Genomic DNA, 20,116 nt, shown 5'->3' on the forward strand with positions numbered 1-20,116 from the left:
AGTGCTATATTCTTTTTAAAAAACAACGTCAATACTATTAGGTATGACTTATCAATCTTCTAAAGTTTAGTTTCAAGCAAGACTTACATCTTTTTTAGATTTTAAAAAGATTGATGCTTCAACCGTAATAAACTAGCCATAAAAATACGTTTTTATAGAAAAGGTAAATGTCTTTTGTAGAGCTATTAAATTAACTCTTTCAGATTAATACTCGATGTGTTTAGACGTTGATGATTTTTAAAATTATTTATATTTATAAATAAATTAAAATACACTAAGTATGATAAAATTTCTAAAGGAATTAATTAATAAATTAAGAGGTTTATTGGGGAAGTATGATGTTACATTTCCATACGTTATAGCTATCATATTAGCTTTAATTGTAGTAATAGGAGGGATAAATATATTCGTTGAGTTAACCGATACATTATCAACTGAGCAATTAAGTAATTATGATGATAAAATTACCGATTATATAATCTCTTTTCGATCCCCAATATTGACTGATTACTTTACTATTGTAACACAACTAGGTGGCTTATATGGCTATATAGTTGTGGTTTTTATAAGTGCTTTTATATCTCTAGTTGTGTTTAGAAAATGGAAATATATGGTTCAAATTACTTTCGTGTTAGCACTTTCCGCATTATCTAATTTAGTCTTAAAACGTTTTATTAATAGAGCAAGACCAGAAATTGAACACTTAGTAACTGTTGAGACGTTAAGTTATCCTAGTGGTCATGCCATGGCAGCAATGGCTTTTTATGGCTTTCTCATATATTTATTTTACAAATTTAAAATGCATAAACTTATAAAATATTCGGTTATCTTTTTGTTAACGATATTAATCTTTAGCATAGGAATTAGCAGAATATATTTGGGGGTGCATTTCCCTTCAGATGTTGCTGGCGGCTTTATTGCTGGTGCTATATGGGTTATTTTTTGCGTTATTCTTTTTAATATCATTGAAGTATTTAGACGTGACCCAAAAACACCAGGAGGCGTTGAAAAAATGGATGCTATTGAAGATTAGATTATATACTATAAAAATACTTATCTTGTCTCAAATTATTTATGAAATTAATATTTAACTAACTAAATATCCCTCTCTATGGAGAGGTTAGAAGGCAAATGAAAAAACTAGCATTACATTGGAAAATTATTATAGGAATGGTTTTAGGGATCATTTTCGGCTTTATTATGAACACTCTTGATGGCGGAAAAGGTTTTGTAACCAATTGGATTGCTCCTTTTGGAACGATCTTTATTAATCTTTTAAAACTCATAGCTGTGCCTTTAATTTTGGCGTCGTTAATTAAGGGAATTTCAGATTTAAAAGATATTTCTAAAATAAAATCTATGGGTTTGCGTACCATTGGTATTTATATTGGTACAACTTTAGTAGCTATAATTATTGGTTTAAGCATTGTAAACCTTGTAAAGCCAGGAACAGGAATGCCTACTGATACAATAGAAAAAATAAAAACAACGTACCAAGGAAATGCAGATGTCATGATTGGTAAAGCAAAAGCTACTAAAGATGCAGGACCACTTCAACCTTTAGTAGATATTTTTCCAAGCAATATATTTACAGCTTTAGGTGAAGCTAAAATGCTTCAAGTTATATTCTTCGCGTTGTTTGTTGGTATTTGTTTACTATTAATACCTGAAAAAAAAGCAAAGCCATTAGTTAAGTTTTTTGATTCATTAAACGAAGTGGTTATGAAAATGGTAGATTTAATTATGCTATTTGCACCATATGCTGTTTTTGCTCTATTAGCAAATGTTATTATTGCTTTCGACGATACAGAAATTCTAGTTAAACTACTTTGGTATGCCCTTTGCGTAGTTGGGGGGTTATTATTAATGATAGGGTTCTATCTTATTTTAATAAAATTTGTTGTTAAAAAATCACCACTGTGGTTTTTAAAAGAATTAAGTCCAGCTCAATTATTAGCTTTTTCAACCAGTAGTAGTGCGGCAACCTTACCAGTAACTATGGAACGTGTTGAGGAACACTTGGGTGTAGACAAAGAAGTGTCTGGTTTTGTATTACCAGTCGGGGCAACTGTAAATATGGATGGAACAAGTTTATATCAAGGTATCGCTGCGGTATTTATTATGCAAGTTATTTGGCCGGAAGGTTTAACATTTACCAACCAATTAGTTATTATCGCTACAGCATTATTGGCCTCTATTGGTAGTGCCGCAGTACCAAGTGCGGGTATGGTTATGTTGGTTATTGTGTTAGAATCTATTGGGTTTCCAGCAGAATTATTACCAATTGGTTTAGCATTAATTTTTGCGGTAGACCGCCCATTAGATATGTGTAGAACAGTGGTAAATGTAACTGGAGATGCTACGGTTTCAATGATGGTAGCAAAATCATTAGATAAACTACACGATCCAAAACCAAAAGAATGGGACGATAATTATGAGGCAGTAAAGTGAAAATTCTTTATTTTTATATTCAATCAAAAACAGTAAAAAATGAACGTTTGTTTTATAATGTATCCGTGGAAGGAAATTGATCCAGAAAACGATACGAGTTTAGCTTTGATTAAAGAATGTGTTAAAAGAGGTCATGGTGTAGCTATGTGTACACCAGCCAATTTAACAATTAGAAACAGTGTAACCACAGCAAATTGTACTGTTATTGGTAGAATGGAAAAAACTCCAACATCGTTAAAATCGTTTTATAACAAGGCTAAATTGCGAGAAGAAATGTTACCGCTTGCTGGTTTTGATGTAATTTTCTTCAGAGCAAACCCACCATTGGACCCTATTATGCTTAATTTTTTAGATTCGGTTAAAGACGATGTTTTTATAATGAATTCTTTAGAAGGCATGCGAGAAGCTAATAATAAGCTATACACGGCTGCTTTTGGTGATGCTCATAGCAATATTATTCCAGCAACTCATGTATCTAAAAGTAAAAACTATTTAATCAAACAAATAAAAGAATCAAAAGCGGATAAAATGATTCTTAAACCGCTTAATGGCTTTGGCGGTTCAGGAGTTATTCTTATTGAAAAATCAGCAATGAGTAATATTAATTCCTTATTAGATTTTTATATAACAAGTGGCGATGGGTCTTCAAATTATGTCATTCTTCAAGATTATATTGAAGGCGCAGACGAAGGCGATGTTCGTATTTTAATACTAAATGGCGAGCCAGTTGGTGCTATGAAACGAGTTCCAGGAAAAGAAGATCACCGTTCTAATGTTTCTGCTGGAGGCAGCGTGCAAAAGCATACTTTAACTAAAACAGAAAAAGCGCTCTGTAAACAAATTGGACCTAAATTAGTAAACGACGGATTGTATTTTGTTGGTATTGATGTGATAGGAGGAAAACTAGTCGAGGTTAATGTTATGTCTCCTGGAGGTATTACCTATATCAATAAAGTTTATAAGCTAAAAATAAAGGTGGAAGAAAAAGTAATCGACTTTTTAGAAATGAAAGTTTTAGATAAACTTCAAGCTTTTGATAGACGTACTAGGCTAAGAAAAACGGTGCAAGACGCTTAATAAATTAATAATATTTTTTACGTCGAAATGAGACACGATTTAAACATTTCATAATCAGATAGTATTTAATAAATGAGTTCTTATATAAGCTTAACATCTCCAACGGTTTCTGTAAAATGGCTTCATGATAATTTGAAAGCGGAAAATCTAGTTGTTTTAGATGGCACAATTGTCAAGTCATTTGATCCTTCGCAAAAACAAATACCAAATGCGCGTTATTTCGATATAAAAAATAAATTTAGTGATGTATCAAACCCCTTTCCAAGTGCATTTCCTTCTGCAACTCAATTTCAAAAAGAAGCAAGAGTTTTAGGAATCAATAAAAATAGTGCTGTTGTAGTTTATGATGATAAAGGCATATATTCCAGTGCACGTGTTTGGTGGTTATTTAAGGCTTTTGGTTTTAATAATGTTGCGGTTTTAAATGGTGGTTTTCCTGAATGGTTAAAAGCAGGATATTCAACAGAACCAATAAAAAACTACTCGGTTAAAGCAGGCGATTTTGTTGCAAAACTTAAACCAGAATATATGCGATTTTTTGATGATGTAAATAAAGCTTCAAAAGCAAATACGCATAAAATAATTGATGCACGTTCTGTCGCTCGATTTAATTGTTTAGAGCCTGAACCTCGTGAAGGGTTAAGAATGGGAACCATTCCAAATTCTCAAAACATACCTTTTAAGAGTTTATTGAATAAAGAAGGGTTACTGAAACCTGAAGCCGAATTAAAATCCATTTTTTCAGAAATTATTAATGAGGGAGATGATGTTATCTTCTCATGTGGTTCTGGTATAACGGCTTGTGTTTTAGCTTTGGGAGCAGAAATTTCTGGGTATAAAAATATTTCGGTTTACGATGGCTCTTGGACAGAATGGGGAAGTTTAGTTGAAGATTAAAAGATGCAAAAACTCTCAATAAAAGATATAATCAGTAAAATTAGTAACAAAGAAACCTTTGAAGCAGTATCTTCAGATTATTCGTTCACTATTAAAATAGATAAATATGTTCCGTATGCTTGTGCTGCGATTCACGACGGACATCAATTTAGAAAAGAACTTTGGGATAATTGCATACATACCGAATACGAACGTTGGTACGAAGAAGACCCAGAAACTAAAAATATGGTTAAATCGCACCCCATTGTTATTGCAGGTTGCGACTCACGTTTTGAATACGATTTAAACCGTACACCAGAAGATGCTGTTTTCGATACCGCTTGGGGAAAGCAATTATGGTATAAACCACTTTCTGATAATATGAAAGATAAAAGCTTACGAAAGCATACCAATTTTTATAAAGTGGTGCATACTTTAATTGCGGTTTTAGAATCTAAATTCGGATTTTGCACCGTTTACGATATACATAGTTATAATTGGAAACGCTGGGATAGGGAAGTGCCGACATGGAATTTAGGTACTAGTAATGTAGATAATAATCGTTTTGGAGAAGCTATTGAAAGTTGGAGGAGAAGCTTGTCTGAAATTAAATTCCCTAACGCTATAAAATCGACTTCAAAAATTAATGATACGTTTCAAGGTAATGGTTATTTTTTAAAATATATAACTAATAATTTTAAAAACACCTTCGTTTTAGCAACTGAAATTGCCAAAGTGTATTGCGATGAATATGATTATATTATTTACCCTGAAGTTGTAAAAGCTGTCGAATCTGAGTTAATAAAACGCATACCCGAACACGCATTAATTACGTACAATACCTTTAAATGATTAGAATTAAATATGAAGACAGAAAACAATGTAACGACTAAATCACTTTTAGATATTGATAAAAGTATAGATATGCTTGTTAAGCGAATTGAGTTGCTTAGTTTTGTTAATCCTATAAATATAGAAGAAGAGAAAGCGCGTTTTTTTTCATCAAAATACTTAACAGACCCTGTTTTTAAATACCCAGAAATAAACTTCGATAAGTTTAAACTACATCGAGAATTATTTACGCAACAATTAGAGCTTATTGAAGATGAAGAAATCAGAGATTTATATGAAGATATAATTTATACCTATTCAGGTTTAATTCAATGTATAGAGAATATAGGTAGTGGGAAGAAATTTTATTACGATAGTTTGCATTGTTTTGGTACTCCTACTGAGATTGATGTAGAAAACGCTAAATATATTCTTCATTTTGAAGATGAAGATAAAGATTCTCCAGCGTTTATACCAAAATATAGTGCCGTAGAAGCTGAGTCTTTTTTTAGAACCTACTCTGTGCAATATGATTTTACGTATCATATAAAACATTCAGATAAAATTTCGGCAATAGCCATGGTTTTAAACAATTTAAAAGTATTGGTTTTAAATACGAATCACAAGTATTCAGATAATGAAATTGCTGTGCTTACCAATCATGAAATAGGGGTGCATATGGTAACGACTATGAATGGTTTATTGCATCCCTTAAAAATATTTTCTCATGGATTCCCAAATAATGAAGAAACCCAAGAGGGTCTAGCAGTTTTTGCAGAATATATGAGTAATAATTTAACAGTAACGCGTTTAAAAGAGTTAGCGTATCGTGTTATTGCAGTAAATAGTTTAGCTAAAGGTTATTCGTTTTCAAAAACGTTTAGATTGCTCCATAATCAGTATGATTTAGATAGAGAAACAGCTTATTATATAACCGTTCGGGTACATAGGGGTGGTGGGTTTACTAAAGATTATTTATATTTAACAGGACTTAAAAAGATATACGATTATTATCATGCAAGCAAAGATTTAAGCTTATTATTAACGGGTAAAGTATCTTTAGAATATGCTGATGAAATAGAATCGCTTATTAAAAAAGGATTGGCTGTTCCTGCAAAACATATTACCGATGCTTACGCAAAAAATAGTAATACCAACAAAACAGTAGATTTTATTCTTAAAAATTTAAAGTAGAAACGCATAGTCTTAATTATAAAAAAGGGAATACCGACATTTTAACCTTGCGAAAATTTAACCAGTCATTTAAACTATATTAATTGGTATTTGCCAGCTTCCCTTTTTAATTTGTTTTGTAAAATGAATACACAAATACAATTTCTATTCAAATTAAGGTATATAAACACAAGGTTATTTGTCTAAAAACATCAAATTTTAAGAGGAATTCAAAAACATGCTCGTAGAACAAATTCGATAAGTGCTAAAAACTATAATTTTATATTAGTTAAGAATAAGACATTTAAGGTACTCTCAAAAAAACACTTCTCTGATATTAAATTCTGGAAGAAATTTAACTTGAAGAAGTGATTATATGCGTAAATTATAAACCAAAAACTCAAAATAGAAGCAAACTATTTTTGTGCGATTTTTAAGTATTTAATTCTGGAAAAAGGAAAACTTAAAGCTACTATTTAAAATTTGCTTTTAAATAGTAGCTTTAAGTACTTTTAGGTTTTTAATTACAGATGGGTTTACACCAAACTCTTTTTTAAAAGTTTTACTAAAATGCCCTAAATCTTCAAAACCAGCTTGAAGGTATATGTCACTAACCGAATTATTGGGGTCTTTTAATAAATCGTAAGCTAATTGTAGGCGTTTTTTCAATACCCATTTATGAGGCGTTTCATTAAAAATAAGTTTAAACTCTCTTTCAAAAGTAGATAAACTTCTCCCAGATAGTTCTGCTAACTCTTTTAAAGATGTTTTCAACATGAAATTAAGGTTCATAAATAAATACAAATCGGCTCTTTCGGCTAAAGAGAATTCTTTAAAAAGTATAGCTAGTTTATGATTTGAATCTATAATAGCTCTTAAAGATTGTACTATATTTGCTTCTAATTCTATAGTGTCTATATGTTGTTTGTTGTCTACAGCAGTTTTAATATTTGTGATAATATTATGTAATCTTTGGGTTGGTGCTAGTTCTAAAATACGTTCACCTATGGGTTGTAGGTCTTTTTCAAATTTAAAATTTGCAATAACGTTTCTTAAAAACTTATCGGGCATTATAAATGTATATGTTTTTGCTTGTCCTTCTTCTTTAGTAAATCGTTTAGATACTTTTGCATGAAGATGCTTTCTTACTAAAATAAAACTTCCTTTGTTGTATCGATGTAGTTTGTTATCTAGTTCAATTTCTACAACTCCTTGTTCAACAAAAAAAAGGAAACTATAAGGTTGATAATATTCGTTAACAATGCATTCATCTTCTTCAAAATGCGCTTCACAAGAAGCGGCTATTTCTAAATTTTCACATTCAATTAGTTTGTAGCCTTTTTTTAGATCTTTGAATTCCATATGTAGAGGGATAGTTTTATGCTACTAAGGTAAAAAGTTAGATAGATTTTTCTAAATATTTAAGAAAAAAAAGCTGAATAACTTTTTAGGTTGTTATTCAGCTTTTTATGATTTTTAAAATTTAAATGATTATGGTTTTGGTCCAATCAACATCCAACGTAGAGTAGCTAATGTTGGACTGCCATTTTGTTTTACATTAAAAGAAATTTGGTTTGTTGAAGTTATATTGGCGTGCGAAACAAATACACCAGTATTGTTCTGGTCTGCCATTATAGTGGCAGTAAGTGATGATCCCGTAGCACTGCCCATCTCATACACAGAAAGTTGAGCACTACCGTTAACAGTTAACATCCCCCATTGCATGCGTACATCGCCTATATCAATATATCGAATCTCCTCTGTTGGATGCTTTACCATTGCATTAACAGTATTATCCATTAAAGCTTTTACACTTTCTGCACTTGGTACGTTACTACTAGAAGCCGTAGCAAAAGTATCGTCGTCTATTACGGTGGTTAAAGAAGGGTCTAATACTGTTTTTTGGGCTTTGATACCAACAATTCTAAAATTAGCTGTACCACTACAATGTACTGTTAGACTTGTACCGGATGCATTTATATCTGCATGAAGATAGTATACTGTGTCCGCATAAATTAAAATCCTTTTACCTGCCATGTTTGATACTAATATCGTACCATGAACAGCGTGTAAATTAGAAGCTATATCCCAATTATCTGTTTCAAGTCTAATGTATTCATAATCACTTACATTGGCTGGAATGGCAATACTTGTTCCATTGCCACCAGTGGCACTTGCAAGAACTACCTCTACGTCTTCTGTAGCTCCGCCACTTTGCCATTCTGGAGCTGTTGCTCCATTGTTCATTACTAAAGATTGGTTGGCTGTACCTTTTGGTAAACGCACCCAGTCAGTCCCATTAAAATATGCCATATCTCCTGCAGTTTCACCACTTAACGAAATATCGGTGCCATCTATGGCATTGTCTGTAATGGTAAGTGTGCCATCGTTTGCTAAAGTGGCATCGCCGCTTAAGGCAACTGATGTAGCAACATTACTGCTATTACCTACCAGTAGGTTGGCATTTGTCAAGGTTTTATCAAGTTTAGAGTCTTGTAATGTTTTACCTTGTTCGGCAGAAAGGGCGTCGGTTGTACCACCTGTAGTAAGGTCGTTTATTATAGTGGTATTAGAATCATCTACATATTTTTTTGTAGCTGGCTCATAATCAGCATCAGGTGTAAACGCATTAGTATTGTCAAGTTCTAATACGTTCGCTTTTGCTGCTTTACTATTTTCTAATGTTTTACCTTGTTCGGCAGAAAGCGCATCGGTTGTACCACCTGTAGTAAGGTCGTTAATTATAGCGGTGTTTACCTTAGTATCTACTAAATCTTTTAATACTTTTCCTTGAGCCGCAGATAATGCTTCCGTAGTACTTGTAGAAGTAAGGTTATTGATTATGGTTACTGTTGCATCTGAACCGTCAGCCCCATCATTCCCAGGAATCCCTTGTGGCCCTTGCGCACCAGTTGCGCCAACTAAACTTGCTAAAAACTCGGCTTCCGTTCCTGTATTACCTGCCGCTAACCATATTTGATAAGCAGAATCACCATCAGAACCATCACTTCCGTTTGCGCCATCAGCACCGTCATTCCCAGAAATCCCTTGTGGCCCTTGGGCACCAGTTGCGCCAACTAAACTTGCTAAAAACTCGGCTTCCGTTCCCGTATTGCCTGCTGCTAACCATATTTGATAAGCAGAATCACCATCAGAACCATCACTTCCGTTTGCGCCATCAGCACCGTCATTCCCAGAAATCCCTTGTGGCCCTTGCACACCAGTTGCACCAACTAAACTTGCCAAAAACTCGACTTCCGTTCCCGTATTGCCTGCAGCCAACCATATTTGGTATGCCGAGTCTCCATCTGCACCATCAGCTCCGTTTGTACCATCATTTCCCGGTATACCTTGAATACCCTGAGGACCAGGTGTTGAGCTTCCAGAATTTGCTGCGTACAGCGCATAAGGAACACTGGCTAGTTGGCTGGTTCCAGTGATATTGTAACTTGTACCACCGGTAGGATCTATTTCAGTTTTTATGAAATAGGTGTTATTGGCCCAATCTATGGTTGAGAAATTACCACTAACTAAAGTTCCTATACCAATTTCTATACTGAATAAACCATTAGCATTGGTTGTAGGTGTTTGGGTTTCGGCGTAAACTACAGTGCCGGATGCACTGCCTTGTAAAATACTAATCTGTACACCAACATTTTGGTCAGCTAAAATCATGTCGCTGGAGTTTCTAACAATAGCTTGATAGTTCATTTTTTGTGGGGTTTGTGCAAATAGGCTTATTGTACACAAAAACAAGATGGATAATAGGTATAATTTTTTCATTGGGTTAATTTTTAATGATTTTAAAGGTTTTAATTGTGTTATTATAATTGTTTATCGCTAATAGATAAGTAGCCATAGGTAAATGGTCTATATCAATTTTAGTGATGTTGCCTGTTACTTCTCCACTAGTCATTAATACACCTAAAAGATTAAATAGTTTATAGGACAGTTTGCTCTTTTCTATACCACTTACTCTTAAATTTAGGGTTGATGAGGAAGGGTTGGGATAGGTGGAAACATTAAGGTTGTTTGCTGTATCTACAATAGACAATGTTTCGGATTCAAAATAAAATTGAATACCCTGGTAAGCAAAGCCATTGGTTCCTGTTAATGTAGCCTGTACGGTTTGCCCAACAGAATAACTTGCGGAACCACCAGTGTCCGAGGCATCACTACCAGAGGTAAGAACTACTTCTTGAGCCTGTGCTGTGCCAAATAAAGAAAAGCATATAGCGAGTGCTATTATAACCTTTAACTTAGGTTTGGCTAATTTTTGTTTAATAGGGGTGTTTTTCATCATATAAAAAAGTTTTGAGTAAATGTTTATAGGGAAATAATATAACTGCTATAACGCTCGAATGTGCTGAGCTTTGATAGAGCATAAAAGCTTGGAAATGGTATCTGAAAAATATACGCTTGTATGAAACGTAAGAACCTACATAACGAGATAAACAAAAGTTATAAAAAATATGATTTAGTAAACAACCAATATTGACATTGGTAAAGGGGATAATAACTAAAAAGTTAGTTTTTTTTGATAAATAGGATGTCATATATACCGCTTTTGGCTATATGACTAGTAGTAATTTTCGCAACACAAATATAGAATTGATTTTGATAAAACAAAAAATTTATCTAATAAATATACTTTTTATCGATTAAAAAAATATTTAATCGTCTGAAATAAAAATTGAATACTTGTTTAGTTAATCTAACGAAAATATTATTTACGTATTCTTAAAATTAGAAAATTAGATATTAAACTCATTTATAATTTTGACAATAAAGGGAAATCATCATGAAATAATCAAAAAAAACCTCTGTCATTATTTTATGATGCAGAATTATTTGTTATTTCGACATGATAAATGTTTAAATTACTCTAAAAACCTATTTTTTAATTCAGGCGTAGGAATCATGCAGCTTTCTTTTTTGCCATACCATTTATATCTATTTTTTGCAATGTAATCATAAACCCAATTGCGTATAAACGGAGGAATAATAAAAAATACACTTATTAAATTTTGAGGAAATCCAAGTTTGTTAGCTATTTTTAAAGCAGCAGTACTTTTATAATCTATTCCTTTTTCTGGAGAATAAAGCAATATAGAATCTGTTTTTGAAGTATCTATTTTGAATTCTTTAATTACTTCTTTACCAACTTCACTTTGTAAAGCAGTAAATATAAAAATATTCTTTTTATCATGATTTATCACATACTGAACACTGCTGTTGCAAAGGTTACAAATGCCGTCAAACAGTATTAGTTTTTTATGTTTTGGTAGGTCTATCATTTTTACTTAACATTTATAAGTGCTTACTTTGTACCAGCTTCAACAAGCTCCAATTGTTCAATGCTTACATTAGTTGTAAAGATTCCGTAATTTACAACCGCTTTATTTTTTTCAATTTTATCAATGCTGCCAATAGCACGTCCATCTTCCATCCTAACGCGATCGCCTACTTTTAGTGTAGGTTTTGGTTTAGGTGATTCAATAGCTTTTTGTTTTGCTACCTTTTTCTTTTTTCTAATAACGTTTACTTTCTTTTCTGCTTCCTGTTTTACTTGTTTTTCTTTAGCCTTTATTACTTTTTTTGCTTTCGCGGAAACTCTTTTACGTTTAGAATTTTCAATTTGAACCAATTTGAATAGTTCATCCATTAAAACCTTTTTTTGCTTATTTTCAAAATACTTTTCGGCAATGTCGTTTAGTTTTTGTCCTAAATAAATAAGGCGTTGGTTGCTATCGTATAGCTCTTGATAGCTTTCTAGCTTCTTTTGAATTTTTGCATTAATTTCTTCTAATTTATCGGCTTCTTCAATCTTCTTTTTTTCATTAAGTTTTAAAGATTGCCCTGTCTTTTCAAGTTTTGAGCGTTCTTTTTGAAGCTTTGCAATAGTAGCATCAAAACGTATTTTGCTGCGTTCAATTTTCTTTTTTGCACGATTTATTAAACTGTACGGAATACCATTTTTTTGTGCGACTTCAAATGTGAAGCTACTTCCGGCTTGACCGATAACGAGTTTAAAAAGCGGTTCTAAGCTGCGTTCATCAAATAGCATATTCGCATTCAGCATAAACGGCAATTCATTTGCTAATATTTTTAAATTAGAATAATGTGTTGTAATAATACCGAAAGCTTCGCGATGATAAAATTCTTCTAAAAAAGTTTCAGCCAAAGCACCTCCCAATTCTGGGTCGCTTCCCGTGCCAAACTCATCAATTAAAAAAAGCGTGTTTCTATTACACTTTTTTAAAAAATAATTCATTTGTTTTAAGCGATAGCTGTATGTGCTTAAATGATTTTCAATGGATTGATTATCTCCAATATCGCTTAAAATCCTATCAAATAGACAAACATGACTACGTTCATGCACAGGAATTAACATACCACTTTGCAGCATAACTTGTAATAAGCCAACGGTTTTTAAGGTGATGCTTTTTCCGCCAGCATTGGGACCAGAAATAACAATAATTCTGCTGTCTTCTTTTAATTGTATGCTTTGAGGAAATGTAGTTTCTTTCTTTTCTAAATTGTTTAAATAGAGTAATGGGTGATACGCATCTCGCAAAAACATACTTCTAGCTTCTGAAATTTCTGGAAGAATACCGTTCATGGATTTAGCATATTTCGCTTTAGCTGAAATCACGTCAATATCAATCAAAAAGGTTTGGTAATCTTCTAATAGTTTTAAAAATGGACGAATGTAATTTGTAACTTCTTTTAAAATTCTAATAATTTCTTCCTGTTCTTCGTATTCTAAATTATTGAGCTCGCGTGAATGTTGTAAAGTGGTTTCAGGCTCAATGTATATAATACTGCCTGTTTTGCTGCCGCCCATAATGACGCCTTTAACCTTACGCCTGTACATGGCTTTTACGGCTAACACACGTTTGTTGTCGACTACAGATTCTCGAATATCATCCAAATATTCAAGATTGTAATATGTGTTTAAAGCCGATGAAAAACTAGCATTTATTTTGCCTTTTATTTTGTTAACGGCTTGACGTAAATCAAAAAGTAATGTAGATGCATTATCTTTTATGTCTCCAAAACGGTCAACAATAGCATCTACTTTCTCGATAATAACTTTAGTAACTTCTATATGCGAAGCATATGCGTTTAAATTTGGATAGTATTCTTCAAACTTTTTTAAATAGGTAACTATTTCATTGGTTGTTAACGAAATTGAGACCAATTTTTTTAAGCTGTGTACTTCTAAATATGTGTTTTCTATTCGTAAAAGCTTAATTTCTTTAGCTATGGTATCAAAACCATGATTAGGAATGCGATTATCGTTATAAAAAGATGATAAATATTCATTGGTTAGTTGTAGCACTATTTGTAGCTCTTCTTTTTTCCTATATGGTGAAATCTGAAGTGCTCTATCGTTTCCTAGAGGCGTTACGCAATGTTCGCTAACTTGCTGTAAAACTGTATGAAATTCTAAATCTTGTAATGTCTTTTCGTGAATGTGTATCATTCTTATTTTTATAAAAGGCTAGCAAAGTTAAACATTCTCTTTGAGATGTTTTGTGTTGCTAAACTCTTCTTAATAAATAGTTAATTAACAGTTTTGCAATCTTCTTTAACAAAACGCTAACACTTGCGGTTACGATTTGTATATACCTTGAGGTACAAACTAAATACAATCAAAAATGAAAAACAACAAACTTACCACATTTTGTATGCTACTGATGCTAACTTTTAGTTTCAGTACATTTGCTCAATTAAACACACCACGTGGTAGTCAGCAAGCTACTATATCGCAACGCATAGGTGTTTCGGATGTTTCAATAACGTATTCAAGACCAAGTGTAAACGGTCGAAAAGTTTGGGGAAAATTGGTGCCTTATGGTATGAATAACCTTGGCTTTGGTACGTCTACCGCTGCACCATGGCGTGCTGGTGCTAATGAAAATACAACTATTACGTTTACACATAATGCTAAAGTTGAAGGAAATCCTATAAAAGCGGGAACTTACGGCTTACATTTTGAAGTGAAAGCAGACGATACCGCAACACTTATTTTATCACACGATGCTGAAGCTTGGGGTAGTTATTTCTATGATAAAAGTAAAGATGCCTTACGAGCAGAAATTAAAACGATTACTGTCCCGCACCATGAATTATTGACTTTTGAATTTAATAATGTTGCTGCTAATTCTGCAACAGCGACTTTAGCTTGGGAGAAAAAAGGCTTTCCCATTAATGTATCTTTTGATGTTACAGATATTGTGTTGAACGATTTTAGAACTAAATTTAAAGGTCAAGATGGATTTCAGCGTCAAAATTGGGAACAAGCGGCTCGTTTTTCTTTAGGCAATGGCGGAGATTTAAATGAAGCTTTAAAATGGATTGATGGCGCTATAGCGGGCAATTTTTACAGTCAAAAAACATTTAATAATCTAGCGATTAAAGGGCAGATACTTAATAAATTAGGAAGAGCAGATGAGTATGCTGTATTAATGGACGAAGCTTCAGCCATGGCTAATACAAATCAATTAAACACATTAGGTTACCAAATGATGGGTATAAAGGATTTTAACAGAGCCTTAGAATATTTTAAATTGAATGTTGAGAATAATCCAAAAAATGCTAATGTTTATGATAGTTTGGGTGAATGTTATAAGAATATGGGAGATAAAAAGAATGCTATAAAAAACTTTAAAAAATCACTATCACTTAATCCGCCTGCTAATGTTAAAGCTAATTCTGAAAAACATTTGAAAGAATTAGGCGTTATATAAAAGATCATCAATCAAACTACAATCAGTTTTTAAAGGCTCAATCTTATGGATTGAGCTTTTTTATCCATGAATAGTTTCAGACTTTCCATATTTTTTAATAATTTCACTTTCAAAATTTACAAGTTCTTTCCAACGTTTATCAACATCAATTTCTTTTCCGTATTTGCGCGCAAAACCAATAAAAGTTGTGTAATGTCCAGCTTCGCTAATCATTAAATCGTGATAAAATCTTGAAAGTTCAGGGTCTTTTATTTCTTTTGAAAGTAACTTAAAACGCTCGCAACTTCTAGCTTCAATCATGGCAGAAAACAATAATCTATCTACCATAGATTGCAATCTGTTTCCGCCTTTATTCATAAATTTATAAAGTTCGTTTACATAGCTGTCTTTGCGCTCTCTACCTAATTTGTAGCCTCGTTTCTTTATAATATCATGTACCATTTTAAAGTGTTCTAATTCTTCTTGAGCCAAAAGCAGTAAATCGGTAACTAAGTCGGTATATTCAGAATTTAAAGTAATAATTGTTATCGCATTTGTCGCCGCTTTTTGTTCACACCAGGCATGATCGGTTAATATTTCTTCTAGATTTGATTCTGCAATGTTTACCCAACGCGGATCAGTTTCTAGTTTTAAATGAAGCACATAAATTGTTTGTTTAATGTGAAAGTAATATTTGTTTGTAATTTAACTAATATAATTCCAAATATTCTTATACTTTCCTAATTGTTTATAGGTATCAAGCAATACACTATGCTCTTGTTTAGAAAGCGCAGGGTCGTTTTGAAGAACCTTTTTTGCATAAAATCTAGCGCTTTGTAAAATATTGTTATCCTTAATAATATCTGCAATTTTTAAGTTTAGTACACCGCTTTGTTGAGTACCCATAATATCTCCTGGACCGCGTAAACGTAAATCTACTTCGGCAATTTCAAAGCCATCATTAGTTCTTGTCATGGTTTCTAAACGCGTTTTGCTATCGCTACTCAATTTATGACTCGTCATTAGTATGCAATAACTCTGTTCTGCACCACGACCAACGCGACCACGTAATTGGTGTAATTGAGATAATCCAAAACGTTCTGCGCTTTCAATAATCATCACCGAAGCATTAGGTACGTTAACCCCAACTTCAATAACCGTTGTGGCTACCATAATTTGAGTTTCACCTTTAATAAAACGTTGCATTTCGTAATCTTTGTCCGCAGGTTTCATTTTTCCGTGAACTATAGATATTTGATATTTTGGCATGGGGAAATCTCTAGAAATACTCTCGTAGCCATCCATCAAATCTTTATAGTCCATAGCGGAACTTTCTTTAATTAACGGATAAACAATATAAATTTGTCTGCCTTTATCAATTTCATCGCGAATAAATTTAAAAACATTAAGTCGGTTTTTGTCGTAACGGTGCACTGTTTTTATCGCCTTCCTTCCTGGTGGTAATTCATCAATTACAGAGATGTCTAAATCGCCATAAACAGACATCGCTAATGTTCTAGGAATTGGTGTTGCAGTCATCACTAAAACGTGTGGAGGAGAGGTGTTTTTTTTCCATAATTTTGATCGTTGTGCTACTCCAAACCGGTGTTGTTCATCAATTATTGCGAGTCCTAAATTCTTAAATTTCACCTTGTCTTCGAGTAGAGCGTGTGTACCAATTAGTATTTGTAATTCACCATTTTCTAAAGATTCATGAATTTTTTTTCGTTCTGAAGTTTTGGTTGAGCCTGTTAATAGTTTTATGTTGATATTCAAATTATTACACAACTCACTTAATCCGTTATAGTGTTGGACTGACAAAATTTCAGTCGGCGCCATCAAACAGGCTTGAAAACCGTTGTCAAGTGCTATTAACATTGACATGAGTGCGACTATAGTTTTGCCAGAACCTACATCGCCTTGCAACAACCGATTCATTTGGGCATTACTCCCTAAGTCGGCACGAATTTCTTTTAAAACACGTTTCTGTGCGTTGGTTAATTCGAAGGGTAAATGGCTTGAAAAAAAGGTGTTAAAATAGTCGCCCACCTTTTCAAAAGAAAAGCCTTTTATTTTTGATTTATGAATGAGGTTTTTTAAAATGAGTTGCAACTGAATATAGAATAATTCTTCAAATTTTAATCGATATTGTGCCTTAGAAAGTAGCTCTTGATGCTTCGGAAAATGAACATTAAAAAGAGCGTTTTTTTTTGAAATCAATTTTAATTCTGAAAGTAAATTTTCCGATAAGGTTTCTGTAAACTTTCCGCCAGCTTCAATAAATAATTGCTGCATGATTTTACTCATCACGCGGTTACTAATGCCTTTATTGGATAATTTTTCGGTAGACGGATAAATAGCCTGCATCCCCGAACTTAGGTTTTTTTCGTGGTCTTCCAACAACTCTAAATCGGGGTGAGCCATATTAAATTTACCACTAAACCAATTGGTTTTGCCAAAAGCGACATAGGGTTTATTCAGTTTTAAATTTTCTCGAATCCATTTTTGCCCTCTAAACCAAACGAGTTCCATTGTGTCACTGTCATCTTGAAAGGTTGCTACCAAACGTTTCCCCCGTTTTTGCGCCACTTCTTTAAAACCTGTTATTTTGCCAATAATTTGCACATCAGCATTATTACGCTGCAATTGATTGACTTTATAATACTGCGTTCTATCAATATATCTATTTGGAAACAAGTTGATTAAATCTTGATAGGTATGAATACCCAATTCCTTGCGTAATAAATCAGCACGATTTGGGCCAACGCCTTTTAAATAATCTATGGGAGTTTGAAGGTTAACAGACATAAAAGCGAATTTAATTAATTATCACGAAAGTGGGAATCTTATCAAGTTGTTACTTTTCAGATTCTTATTAAAAGTTGTATTTTGGTATGATCGTTATTATAACTTATTTATGAAATATTTTTCAGTCTTTTTCTTTCTCACCTTAATTTCTTTTTCTCAACAAACGGATTATGTTGATTTTAAAACGGCTAAAGCTGAAATTGGTTTTTGGGATTTAAAGAATAAAGAACTTAAGGGACTTGTTACTTATGAATTTGAAATTTTAAAAGATGTCGATTCTGTTTTTATAGATGCTAAAGATTTTGACAGCATTAAATATAAATTAAATGAACAGTTTGAAGATAGCTTATACAACGGAAAACAACTGATTATAAAACATCCTTTTAAAGCTAATAGTAAGCATAAAATTGATGTTATTTGGGAAACAAGTCCCAAAAAAGCCTTGTATTTTATTGATTGGGCAAATGAAAATGGTGATTTCGAGAACCTCAATCAACAAGGAGGGCAGGTCTGGACCCAAGGTCAAGGCAAATACACAAGTAATTGGTTGCCGAGTATTGATGATATGAATGATAAAATTGAATTCGATTTATCCATAACATTTGATAAGGATTACGAAATTATCACCAACGGGAAATTAACAGATAAACAAATCAATGCATCAACAACCACCTGGTACTACGACATGCAAAAACCCATGTCTAGCTATTTAGTCGCATTAGCTATTGGTAAATACAAAAAAAAAGTAGAATACTCAAAAAGTGGAATTCCTTTAGAAATGTATTATTACCCAGAGGATTCATTAAAAGTAGAGCCTACTTATCGCTACACGAAACAAATGTTTGATTTTTTAGAAGAAGAAATTGGTGTGCCATATCCGTGGCAAAACTACAAACAAGTGCCTGTAAAAGATTTTTTGTATGCAGGCATGGAAAATACAGGAACAACTATTTTTGCAGATTCTTTTGTTATAGATTCTATTGGGTTTGTAGATAAAAACTATGTTAATGTCAATGCTCACGAATTAGCGCACCAATGGTTTGGTAATTTGGTAACTGCAAAATCTGGCACGCATCATTGGTTGCAAGAAGGTTTTGCAACCTATTACGCCTTATTAGCAGAACGCGATATTTTTGGAGACGATTATTACTATTGGCGATTATATGAATATGCTCAAGAACTATTAGAACAAGATAAAGCAGGAGGAAGCACTTCGCTTTTAAACCCTAAATCGAGTAGTACCACGTTTTATAAAAAAGGTGCTTGGGTGTTGCATATTTTAAGAGAGCGAGTAGGAGATAGGGTTTTTAAAAAAGCGGTTAAAACTTATTTAAAGAAGTATCAATTTAAGAATGTTGAAACTAATGACTTTATAAATGAGGTTGAAAAGGCTAGTGGGCAGAATTTAGATGAGTTCGTTGAAATTTGGCTTAAAAGTAGCAACCTTAATTACAGTGAAATTAAGAAGAATTTACAATTAAATTCAATGTCTATTAATCAATACCTAAATAATGATTGTAAAGTAATGCCAGAAGCGTGTAAAATCTTTTTATTAGATAATAGTAGTAGTTTTTTTAAAGAAAAAGTTATTAATGATTTAGGAAATAACATTTCAAAATCTACATTTTTCATAAAAGATATTAAGTCTCGTCAAGCTATTGCTAAAACGATGCGTGAAATTCCTTTAGAATTAAAAGTTGATTATGAATCTTTGCTAGATGATAAATCATATATAACTACTGAAGTTGCATTATTTAATTTATGGAATAATTTTCCAAAAAATCAAAATAAATACCTCAATAAAACAAAAGGGATTATTGGTTTTAATGATAAGAATGTAAGAACGCTTTGGTTAACATTAGCTTTAATTAGTGATGATTTTGAGCCAGAGAATAGCGAACTTTATTTTAATGAATTAGTTAATTATACTAGCTCTAAGTACGGTTTTGAAGTTAGAATGAATGCTTTTAGTTATTTAGCATGGATTCAATCTTGCGGAGATGTTTGTCAAGAAAATTTAAAACAAGCTACAACCCATCACAATTGGCGATTTTCAAAATTTGCAAAAGAGTTATTGAAAAATACTGCTGATAAAAACTAGAATAAAATGATGTTTTGTCATTCTGAATTTATTTCAGAATCACATAGTATGTAAATTAGTAAAT

At 32.6% G+C, this 20,116-nt stretch carries 15 protein-coding genes; 8 read left to right on the forward strand and 7 right to left on the reverse strand.

Translation table 11 applies throughout. The features are described from left to right. The first annotated feature begins 280 nt into the window (after positions 1–280). The 6 genes from RG22_RS16255 to RG22_RS16280 all read left to right on the forward strand — a co-directional run bounded on the left by RG22_RS16255 (position 281) and on the right by RG22_RS16280 (position 6,429). On the forward strand, positions 281–1,033 hold the full coding sequence (locus tag RG22_RS16255; RefSeq protein ID WP_052143799.1) for a phosphatase PAP2 family protein: 753 nt from the start codon (positions 281–283) through the stop codon (positions 1,031–1,033). A gap of 98 nt (positions 1,034–1,131) precedes the next feature. Further along, the gene (locus RG22_RS16260; protein WP_034045219.1) at positions 1,132–2,451 is read left to right on the forward strand and encodes a dicarboxylate/amino acid:cation symporter; all 1,320 of its coding nucleotides are present in this window, start codon (positions 1,132–1,134) and stop codon (positions 2,449–2,451) included. Positions 2,452–2,490: 39 nt separating this feature from the next. Further along, entirely contained in the window at positions 2,491–3,528 is a 1,038-nt protein-coding gene (gene gshB / locus RG22_RS16265; protein ID WP_081997758.1) for a glutathione synthase, read from the forward strand. A 72-nt stretch (positions 3,529–3,600) separates the two neighbouring features. After that, positions 3,601–4,425 (forward strand): sulfurtransferase, encoded by an 825-nt coding sequence (locus RG22_RS16270; protein ID WP_034045225.1) that lies wholly within the window; start codon positions 3,601–3,603, stop codon positions 4,423–4,425. Between the two features lie 3 nt (positions 4,426–4,428). Further along, positions 4,429–5,256: an N-formylglutamate amidohydrolase gene (locus RG22_RS16275; RefSeq protein ID WP_034045228.1), complete on the forward strand. Its 828-nt coding sequence runs from the start codon at positions 4,429–4,431 to the stop codon at positions 5,254–5,256. 12 nt (positions 5,257–5,268) lie between these two features. Beyond that, a complete protein-coding gene (locus RG22_RS16280; RefSeq protein WP_034045231.1) occupies positions 5,269–6,429 on the forward strand; it encodes a peptidase MATCAP family protein in 1,161 nt (386 codons plus the stop codon). A gap of 468 nt (positions 6,430–6,897) precedes the next feature. Here the strand turns inward: RG22_RS16280 and RG22_RS17415 are convergent, their stop codons facing one another. The 5 genes from RG22_RS17415 to RG22_RS16305 all read right to left on the reverse strand — a co-directional run bounded on the left by RG22_RS17415 (position 6,898) and on the right by RG22_RS16305 (position 13,897). Continuing rightward, positions 6,898–7,770: a helix-turn-helix domain-containing protein gene (locus RG22_RS17415; protein WP_052143800.1), complete on the reverse strand. Its 873-nt coding sequence runs from the start codon at positions 7,768–7,770 to the stop codon at positions 6,898–6,900. A gap of 129 nt (positions 7,771–7,899) precedes the next feature. Then, a complete protein-coding gene (locus RG22_RS17420) occupies positions 7,900–10,191 on the reverse strand; it encodes a collagen-like domain-containing protein (protein WP_156113411.1) in 2,292 nt (763 codons plus the stop codon). A gap of 4 nt (positions 10,192–10,195) precedes the next feature. Continuing rightward, positions 10,196–10,711 carry a T9SS type A sorting domain-containing protein gene (locus RG22_RS16295; protein ID WP_081997759.1) on the reverse strand — a complete coding sequence of 172 codons (516 nt, stop codon included), beginning with the start codon at positions 10,709–10,711 and terminating at the stop codon, positions 10,196–10,198. Positions 10,712–11,288: 577 nt separating this feature from the next. Next, on the reverse strand, positions 11,289–11,705 hold the full coding sequence (locus tag RG22_RS16300) for a thiol-disulfide oxidoreductase DCC family protein (protein WP_034045233.1): 417 nt from the start codon (positions 11,703–11,705) through the stop codon (positions 11,289–11,291). Between the two features lie 23 nt (positions 11,706–11,728). Further along, positions 11,729–13,897 (reverse strand): endonuclease MutS2, encoded by a 2,169-nt coding sequence (locus tag RG22_RS16305; RefSeq protein WP_034045236.1) that lies wholly within the window; start codon positions 13,895–13,897, stop codon positions 11,729–11,731. Between the two features lie 175 nt (positions 13,898–14,072). Here RG22_RS16305 and RG22_RS16310 point away from each other — a divergent pair, with 175 nt between their 5' ends. After that, positions 14,073–15,164, forward strand: coding sequence for a DUF2911 domain-containing protein (locus RG22_RS16310; protein ID WP_034045239.1), 1,092 nt, complete (start codon positions 14,073–14,075; stop codon positions 15,162–15,164). A 60-nt stretch (positions 15,165–15,224) separates the two neighbouring features. Here RG22_RS16310 and RG22_RS16315 read toward each other — a convergent pair whose 3' ends face one another. Then, positions 15,225–15,806 carry a MiaE family protein gene (locus tag RG22_RS16315; RefSeq protein WP_034045241.1) on the reverse strand — a complete coding sequence of 194 codons (582 nt, stop codon included), beginning with the start codon at positions 15,804–15,806 and terminating at the stop codon, positions 15,225–15,227. 42 nt (positions 15,807–15,848) lie between these two features. Next, entirely contained in the window at positions 15,849–17,951 is a 2,103-nt protein-coding gene (gene recG, locus RG22_RS16320) for an ATP-dependent DNA helicase RecG (protein WP_034045244.1), read from the reverse strand. Positions 17,952–18,060: 109 nt separating this feature from the next. Between recG and RG22_RS16325 the strand changes: the two genes are divergently transcribed. Further along, positions 18,061–20,052 (forward strand): M1 family metallopeptidase, encoded by a 1,992-nt coding sequence (locus RG22_RS16325; RefSeq protein WP_034045247.1) that lies wholly within the window; start codon positions 18,061–18,063, stop codon positions 20,050–20,052. Positions 20,053–20,116: the final 64 nt, after the last annotated feature.

Source organism: Wocania ichthyoenteri Th78 (assembly GCF_000789235.1).
GTDB lineage: Bacteria > Bacteroidota > Bacteroidia > Flavobacteriales > Flavobacteriaceae > Wocania_A > Wocania_A ichthyoenteri.